The following is an 8613-nucleotide window of genomic DNA, read 5'->3' on the forward strand; positions in this document are numbered from 1 at the left end:
GGAACCTCGCATGATTGCGCAATCACCCTCCGGGCAGGCTGGCACTCGGGCGCCAGGCGTCGTGGTGGCCACCTTGCGTGGTGCAGGCCGCGCGGCGTCGGCCACGCCTGGCCTGGCCCCCGATTTCCAGTTTGTGCGAGGCTCCTTCCGGTGAGAGCAGGTCCTTCTATGCGTCACACGGCAGGGTTGTTGTTGGCGGTCATGTTGGCGGGTGGGGCGCTGTCGGCCCGCGCGGCCCCCAACGACCTTGCCGGGCGCCAGTCCGACGCCGAACGCCAGCAGGCCGCCTTGCGCGACCGCATCGAAAGCCTGCAAAAGGACATCGACGGCCGCGAGGCTGCCCGCAAGGAAGCGGCCGACGCGCTCAAGCAGTCGGAATCCGCGATTTCCAAGATCAACCTGCGCTTGCGAGAGTTGGGCGAAGCCAACCGCCAGGCGCAGGCCGATCTGACCAGCCTGGAAAAGCAGATTGGCGCGCAAGAGGCCGTGCTGGCAAAGCGCCGCACCGAGCTTGCCGATCAGCTGCGCACCCAATACACCAGCGGCGTGTCGCCCTGGACGGCGCTGCTGTCCGGCGACGATCCCCAGGTGCTGGGCCGCAACCTGGGCTATCTGGATTACGTGTCGCAGGCCCGCGCCAATGCCGTGCAGGCGCTGCGGGCCGACATCGAACGTTTGGCCGCCTTGCAGGCGCGCGCCGATGCGCGCCGCGGCGAAATCGAAAAGGTCGTGGCCGAAACCTCCGAACAGAAGACCGCCCTGGTTGGGCAGCAGAAAGAGCGCGCCACGCTGCTGGCGCAACTGGAAGGGCAGATCGCCGCCCAGCGCGCCGAAGCCAACAAGCTGGGCCGCGACGATCAGCGCCTGTCGCGCCTGATCACCGACCTGGACGCGGCGATCACCAAGCAGATCGAAGAAGCCCGCAAAGCTGAAGAGGCGCGCAGGAAGGCCGAAGAGGCGCGCCGGGTGGAAGAAGCCCGCCGCGCGGCCGAAGACGCCAAGAAGCGCGCCGACGCGCAACGCCGCGCGGACGAAGCCCGCAAGAAGGCCGAGGCAGACCGCAAGCTGGCGGCCGACGCCGCCGCCCGGCGCGATCGCGACAGCCGCGACGCCCAGGAAGCGGCCCAGGCCCGCGAACAAGTCGAGACGGCGTCGCGCCAGAATCGCGGCCCCGTCGCCGTGGCCGACCCGGACGCCGCCGGATTACGCCCGGCTGAACAGCGCCACACCCGGCTGACGGATCCGGCCGACACGCCGCCGCCATCGACGAAACCCGCGGATTCTCCCAAAAAGGCGGAACCCGCCGAAGCCGAAACCACTCCAACCCGCACCGCATCGGCCCAGCAGGCCACCCGCGCCGTGCCGCTGGGCGGGGGCAACGGCTTGAAGCATGGCCTGGCCATGCCGGTGCGCGGGCAGGTGCAAGGCCGTTTCGGGGTCGACCGCCCGGACGGCGGTGTCTGGCGTGGCGTGGTGCTGCGCGCGCCGGAAGGCACCCCCGTCAAAGTGGTGGCTCCGGGCACCGTCGTCTACGCCGAGTGGCTGCGCGGTTTTGGCAACCTCATCATTGTGGATCATGGCCAGCAGTACCTGACGGTCTATGCTTACAACCAAAGTCTGCTCAAACGAGTGGGAGATTCAGTGACAGGTGGCGATACTATTGCTACGGTAGGGGCAACCGGCGGCCAAGTGGAATCCGGCCTATACTTTGAAATTCGCCATCGTGGCGCTCCTGTGGATCCGGCCCAATGGCTGGCCCAGTAGGGGCATTGGCAAAATTGTCGTTGGTAAATAACCGTTGGTGAATTACCAAACCCCATCGGCGAAAACAAAATTCGGGAAGTGTGCATGGGCACTCGCAAGTTTCGCGGTTTCGGTCTGATAGCCATCGGTGCGGTGGCTGGCGTATTGCTTAGTGTTGGCGTGACAGCCGTCGCCCAGCGCGGCAGTCCCTTGCCACTGGACGAGCTCAGGCAACTGACCAGCGTGTTCGCCGCCATCAAGAACAACTACGTCGAGGCGGTCGACGACAAAACCCTGATCGACAATGCCATTTCCGGCATGGTTTCGAACCTGGACCCGCATTCCGCCTACCTGGATGCCGACGCCTTCCGCGAAATGCAGACGGCCACGCAAGGCGAATTCGGCGGCCTGGGCATCGAAGTCGGCGCCGAAGACGGCTTCGTGAAGGTGATTTCGCCGATCGAAGGCACGCCCGCCGCGCGCGCAGGCGTCATGGCCGGCGACCTGATCATCAAGATCGACGACACGCCCACCAAGGGCATGACCCTGAACGACGCGGTCAAGCTCATGCGCGGCGCGCCCAAGTCGCCGATCACGCTGACCATCATGCGCGCCGACCGTCCCCAGCCCATCGTGCTGAAGATCGTCCGCGACATCATCAAGGTGCGCAGCGTGCGCAGCAAGATGCTGGACAACGGCGTGGGCTACATCCGCGTCGCGCAGTTCCAGGAAAAGACCGGTTCGGACCTGGCCAAGGAACTGAAGGACCTGGGCGCCAAAGAGCCACTCAAGGGCCTGGTCCTGGACCTGCGCAACGATCCGGGCGGCCTCTTGACCAGCGCCATCGGCGTGTCCGGCGCCTTCCTGCCGGCCGACGCCCTGGTGGTGTCCACCGACGGCCGCACGCCCGACGCCCGCCACAAGTATCTGGCCACGCCGTCGGAATACGCTCGTGGTGAAAGCAACTACCTGTCCGGCCTGCCGGCCTGGACCAAGACCGTGCCGATGGTGGTGCTGGTGAACGTGGGTTCGGCCTCGGCTTCCGAGATCGTGGCCGGCGCGCTGCAAGACCACAAGCGCGCCAAGGTGCTGGGCAACCGCACGTTCGGCAAGGGCTCCGTGCAGGTCATTCTGCCGCTGTCCGAAACCACTGCGGTCAAGCTGACCACGTCGCGCTACTTCACGCCTAACGGCCGCTCCATCCAGGCGACCGGCATCGAACCGGACTACGTCGTTGCCGATACGGCCGACGGCGACTTGTTCCGCCTGCCGCGCGAAGCCGACCTGCAACGCCACCTGTCCAACCCGGGTACGTCCAACGAAGTGAAGTCCAATTCCGAACAGGACAACGTCGACGTTCCGACCAAGGTGTTCGAATTCGGCGGCAAGGACGACTTCCAGCTGCAGCAGGCGCTGAACGTGCTGGCCGGCAAGCCGGTGCAAAAGGGCTCGGCCCGCGCGCAGGCCAAGGCTGACGCCAAGGCCGGCGGCGGCACGCCCACGCGCATGAAGATCACGCCGACCGGAGTCGAGCCCAGCAAGGACAAATGAACGACGAGCAACTGCTGCGCTACGCCCGCCACATCCTGCTGGACGAGCTAGGGATCGAAGGGCAGGAAAAACTGCTGGCGGCGCGTGTGCTCATCGTAGGGGCGGGTGGACTGGGTTCACCCGCCGCGCTCTACCTGGCCACCGCCGGCGTGGGCGACATCACCCTGGCTGACGACGATGTGGTCGAACTCAGCAACCTGCAACGCCAGATCCTCCATACGACTGCCAGCGTCGGCCGGCCCAAGGCCGAGTCCGGGCGCGACATGCTGGCGGCGTTCAATCCCCAGGCGCAGGTGCATGCCCGGGTCGAACGCCTGAAAGACCAGTCGCTATCCGACGCCGTCGCCGCCGCCGACCTGGTGCTGGACTGCACCGACAACTTCACCACCCGCCACGCCATCAACCGTGCTTGCGTGCAACACCGCAAGCCGCTGGTGTCCGGCGCGGCCATTCGCTTTGACGGGCAGGTTAGCGTGTACGACCTGCGCGATGACAACGCGCCCTGTTACCACTGTCTGTTCCCGGAAGCGGACGACGTCGAAGAAGCCAACTGCGCCACGATGGGGGTCTTCGCCCCGGTCGTCGGCATCATCGGCAGCATGCAGGCAGCCGAAGCGCTGAAACTGCTGTCCGGCGTGGGTGAAAGCCTGTCCGGCCGTTTGCTCTGGCTTGACGTGCGCACCATGCAATGGCGCAGCGTCAACGTCCAGCGCGACCCCGAATGCGCGGTTTGCAGCCATCGCGGGCACTGAAGCCAGGCTGCGGCGCCAGCCGAAAAATCCTTGTCGTGCCGGGAGCTTATTGCCCTTTGGGACAATATTAAAGGCTTGAAATACCTGCTATAACGCCAGCCAGCCTACTCAATACAGGTAATGGCGATGGACGTGACGGTGTGGATACAGGACTGAAGTTCAGCTTGCCCAAGTGGCGCCTGACGCAATGGTTGACGCACGCGGGCCAGGATACGCCTGCGGATATCCGCGCGGCGTTGATCGCCAGCCTGTTCGGCACGCTTCCCATCTTTGCCGGCGGCGTGATCAATACCCTGATGATCTCGGGCGTGGTCACCTGGCGCCGCCCCGAGCCCCTGTACATTTCGTGGCTGGTGCTGGAGGTGGTGTTGGCCATCGTCCGGGTCACGATCCTGCGCGCCGCCTTGCGCGCCGCGCCCAAGGGCGGCAACACCCATACCGACATCTACATCCTGCTGGCGCTGCTGTGGGCGTTCAGCGTGGGCTATGGCGTGTTCGTTACGTTTCTCAATGGGGATTGGCTGGCGGCTACCCTGGCGGGGGTGTCCTGCGGCGCGATGGCGGGCGGCATCTGCTTTCGCAACTACGGCGCGCCCCGCCTGGTTGGCGCAATGATCTTCTTGAGCCTGGGGCCCATGTGCCTGGGCGCGCTGTTTACCGGCGAATACGTTACTGCCATCGTCTTCATCCAGATTCCGTTCTACCTGGTCAGCATGAGCATCGCGTCGCATCGGCTGAACCGCATCCTGGTGTCGACCATGCTGGCCGAGCGCGACAGCGAACGCCGCGCCAACGAAGATGCGCTGACCGGCCTGGCGAATCGAACCGGGCTGCAGGTGGCGCTGGAGCGCGTCTGCGCCAGCGCGCGGGCGCACGACAGCCATGTCGCGCTGCTGTACATGGACATGGACGACTTCAAGCGCATCAACGACACCTACGGCCACGCCGCCGGCGACCAGGTGTTGACCACCGTCGCCCAACGCATGCGCGGCATGCTGCGAGTGGACGACGTTGCAGCCCGGATCGGGGGCGACGAATTCATCGTGCTGGTGACGGGCATCGACGCCACGGCGGCGCTGCGACTGGGCGAACATCTGCTGCACGACGCCTCTCAGCCCATCTCGCTGGCGGACGGCACGCGGGTCAGCGTGGGGCTGTCCATCGGGATTTCGATTATTTCCAGCGCCAATCGCAGCCCGCAGGCCGTGCTGGATTCCGCGGATGCCGCGTTGTACCGCGCGAAGGCGCGGGGCGGCCGCTGCTGCGAAATCGTCGGTAGCGACGACGCGGAAGCGACGGCGACGGCTGGCGCCAACGGGGCACCTGCCACGGTTTGAACCGGTAGGCGCCCCTGGATCGCGGGCAAACGCCGCCAAAGTTATCAGATAACCTGAAAAATCTGCCTATAATCGCGTCATGCTGACCAAGACACTGACTTTGACCGAACAAGTCGCCCGCCAGATTGCTACGGACATCGCCGATGGCGTGCATCCGGTCGGCGCCAAATTGCCGTCCGGCCGTATTTTGGCCGGGCAATACGGCGTCAGCGCGGCCGTGATCCGCGAGGCGACGGAACGCCTGCGCGCCCAAGGCTTGATCCAGAGCCGGCAGGGCTCCGGCAGCACGGTGGTGTCGCGCACCGGCAGCCAGGGCTTCCAGGTATCCAGCGGCATCGGCGTGGATCGTGGCCAATTGGCCGGCGTCTACGAATTGCGGATGGAGCTGGAAGGGGGCGCGGCCGCGTTGGCGGCGTTGCGGCGCAATGCCGCCGACCTGAGCGCCATGGCGCAGGCGCTGGCCAACCTGGAGGCCCATCTTGACCATCCCGACGACGGCGTGGAACACGATGTGGCGTTTCACATCGCCATCGCCGCGGCCACGCATAACAGTACTTATCAAGACCTGTTGCAGTATTTGAATCTGCAATTGCGGCTGGCGGTCCGCACCGCGCGGTCCAACAGCCGCCTGCAGGAGGGGCTGACTGCGGCGGTGCACCAGGAGCACGTCGCCGTGTTCGAGGCCATCCGCGCAGGCAATCCCGAACAGGCCCGCCAGGCGGCGGTCTTCCATTTGCAGCAGGCGGCCTGCCGCCTGCAACTCGATCCCCTCTTTTCCGCGGCAACGCAGACACCATGAGCGCATCCGACTTCACGCAACGCCTGACCCAGGCCCTGGGCCCCGACACTGTCTATACCGCCGACGCGGATATTGCGCCCTGGCTATCCGACTGGCGCGGCCTGTACAACGGCCACGCCCAAGCCGTCGTGCGCCCGCGCACCACTGCCGACGTTGCCGCTTGCCTGGCCTTGTGCCAGCAGGAAGGCGTGCCGGTGGTGCCGCGTGGCGGCAATACCGGCCTGTGCGGTGGCGCGACGCCGGATGGCAGCCCGAAGAATGTGGTGCTTAGCCTGGACCGCATGAACGCCGTGCGTTCCATCGATACCGTGGCTAACACGATGGTGGCCGAAGCCGGCGCCATCCTGGGCAATCTGCGCCGCGCGGCGCAGGACGCGGGGCGTCTGCTGCCGTTGAGCCTGGCGGCGGAAGATTCCAGCCAGATCGGCGGCAACGTTGCGACCAACGCCGGCGGCGTCAATGTGGTGCGCTACGGCATGGCGCGCGAACTGGTGCTGGGCCTGGAGGCCGTGTTGCCCACGGGCGAGGTCTTCAACGGCCTGCGCACGCTGCGCAAGGACAACACCGGCTACGACTTGAAGCAGTTGCTGATTGGCTCCGAAGGCACGCTGGGCGTGATCACGGCGGTGGCGCTGCGGCTGTTCCCGCGCACGGACGTGCGTTCGGTGGTACTGACGGCCGTCGAGTCGCCGGCGCAGGCGCTGCAGTTGTTCGAGATTCTGTTCGAGCAGTGCGGCGCGCGCCTGCAGGCGTTCGAGTACTTTTCGGGCGATTGCCTGGATCTGGTGCTGACGCACGCCGAAGGGGTGCAGGAACCATTCGATCAGCGTTACCCGGCGTATGTGCTGGTGGAATTGGCTGACACGGCGGACGAGGCGGGCCTGACGACGCTGTTGGAAAGCGTGATCGGCACGGCGCTGGAACGCGGCCTGTGCCTGGACGCCGCGGTCTCTGCGTCGCTGTCGCAGCTGCAGACGCTATGGAAGTTGCGTGAAGAAATCTCGGAAGCACAGCGCGCGGACGGTCCGCACCTGAAGCACGACGTGTCGCTGCCGATCGAACGCATTCCGGCGTTCATGGTGTCGGCAGAGGCACGCGTGCGCGCGCTATACCCCGATATCCGCCCGTTCATTTTCGGCCACTTCGGCGACGGCAATCTGCACTACAACCTGTCGCGTCCGGCGGGAGCCGACAAGGATTGGGTGGCGGTAAACGGTGCGGCGATTACGGATGCGGTGTTGGATGAAGTGAATCGCTATGGCGGAAGCATTTCAGCGGAGCACGGGATCGGGCAGTTGAAGCGGGAGCATTTTCTGCATAGCAAGGATGCCGTGGAGTTGAGGTTGATGCGGGAGATCAAGAAGGTGATGGATCCGGCGGGGATTATGAATCCGGGGAAGTTGCTGTAGGGGTGTTCGTGGGGCGTCTTTAGGTCTTCGTGGGACGTCTTTGGATCTTCGTGGGGCGCTCGTCGCCGGGGTTGGGTGGGTGGCGCGCGCCCACGATTGCGGTCCGGAGCCTTCGCTCCGGACTGCCCTCTCGTCATCTTCGTTGCGGCCTGCGGCCGCTGCCTTCAGATTCCCTCGGGCGCATCAAGGTTGCGCGCCACCCACCCAACCCCGGCGACGAGCTGCGCCGTCTTGGTTTGCGCGTTGCTAGGGTGCGGTTTACTGACGAGGTTTGCGGGGCCCGCCTCAAGCATCCGCGCGGGCGGACGCTTTCTGCATACGCGTTGTCGGGGTGTTGTCGCGGTGGGCGCTTGCGCGCTTTTGATGGGTGGTTTTCTGGTGGCCCCGCCGTCAGGTGGGGAGGTGGAGCGACGGGTGGCGCGCGGCCGATAGCTGCTTGTTTTTTCGCACCAGTACGCGCGCCACCCGTCTAAAAGGGAGGCCGGTGATAGGGGCCGGCGATGTCGTTCTTTTGAGGGATTATCGTTAACGGTGAATTGATCGCCAATCATGCGGTGATCGTCAACCGTGAATTGATTTCCGGCGACGCATTGATCGCCAACCACGAATTCATCTCCGACGGCGCATTGATCTTCAACCGCGAATTCGTCTCCGATGGCGCATTGATCGCCAACCGCGAATCCGTCTCCGACGACGCATTGACCGTCAACCGCGAATCCGTCTCCGACGACGCATTGATCATCAACCACGAATTCATCTCCGACGGCGCATTGATCGTCAACGGCAAATTCATCTCCGACGACGCATTGATCGTCAACCGCGAATTCATCTCCGACGGCGCATTGATCTTCAACCGCGAATTCGTCTCCGATGGCGCATTGGCCTTCAATCGTAGGATGGGTGGAGCGCGGCGAACCCTGCATAAGAACGGCAACGCCAATCGCGTGTACGGACCGGGGACATAGGTGACACATGTTCGGAGACATGGGTAACACATGTGTTTTTATCCTAACGGGGTTCTC

General features: G+C 65.0%; 8 protein-coding genes. All 8 read left to right on the plus strand.

Translation table 11 applies throughout. The features are described from left to right. The first annotated feature begins 10 nt into the window (after window positions 1-10). The 8 genes from ACI0FO_RS13700 (at window position 11) to ACI0FO_RS13735 (ending at window position 8556) form a co-directional block, all read left to right on the plus strand. Complete coding sequence (locus tag ACI0FO_RS13700; RefSeq protein WP_416027383.1) at window positions 11-154, plus strand: hypothetical protein; 144 nt, start codon at window positions 11-13, stop codon at window positions 152-154. Window positions 155-168: 14 nt separating this feature from the next. Continuing rightward, on the plus strand, window positions 169-1764 hold the full coding sequence (locus tag ACI0FO_RS13705; RefSeq protein WP_416027385.1) for a murein hydrolase activator EnvC family protein: 1596 nt from the start codon (window positions 169-171) through the stop codon (window positions 1762-1764). Window positions 1765-1848: 84 nt separating this feature from the next. Continuing rightward, window positions 1849-3294: a S41 family peptidase gene (locus ACI0FO_RS13710; RefSeq protein ID WP_416027387.1), complete on the plus strand. Its 1446-nt coding sequence runs from the start codon at window positions 1849-1851 to the stop codon at window positions 3292-3294. After that, window positions 3291-4046 (plus strand): HesA/MoeB/ThiF family protein, encoded by a 756-nt coding sequence (locus ACI0FO_RS13715; RefSeq protein ID WP_416027389.1) that lies wholly within the window; start codon window positions 3291-3293, stop codon window positions 4044-4046. Before ACI0FO_RS13710 ends, ACI0FO_RS13715 begins: the two co-directional genes overlap by 4 nt. A 140-nt stretch (window positions 4047-4186) precedes the next feature. After that, the gene (locus ACI0FO_RS13720) at window positions 4187-5383 is read left to right on the plus strand and encodes a GGDEF domain-containing protein (protein WP_416027390.1); all 1197 of its coding nucleotides are present in this window, start codon (window positions 4187-4189) and stop codon (window positions 5381-5383) included. Between the two features lie 79 nt (window positions 5384-5462). Then, a complete protein-coding gene (locus ACI0FO_RS13725; protein ID WP_416027392.1) occupies window positions 5463-6182 on the plus strand; it encodes a FadR/GntR family transcriptional regulator in 720 nt (239 codons plus the stop codon). After that, entirely contained in the window at window positions 6179-7591 is a 1413-nt protein-coding gene (locus tag ACI0FO_RS13730) for an FAD-binding oxidoreductase (protein WP_416027393.1), read from the plus strand. Before ACI0FO_RS13725 ends, ACI0FO_RS13730 begins: the two co-directional genes overlap by 4 nt. Before the next feature lie 536 nt (window positions 7592-8127). Next, window positions 8128-8556 carry a hypothetical protein gene (locus tag ACI0FO_RS13735; RefSeq protein WP_416027395.1) on the plus strand — a complete coding sequence of 143 codons (429 nt, stop codon included), beginning with the start codon at window positions 8128-8130 and terminating at the stop codon, window positions 8554-8556. Window positions 8557-8613: the final 57 nt, after the last annotated feature.

It is taken from the genome of Achromobacter marplatensis, assembly GCF_049060505.1.
Lineage (GTDB): Bacteria > Pseudomonadota > Gammaproteobacteria > Burkholderiales > Burkholderiaceae_B > Achromobacter > Achromobacter marplatensis_A.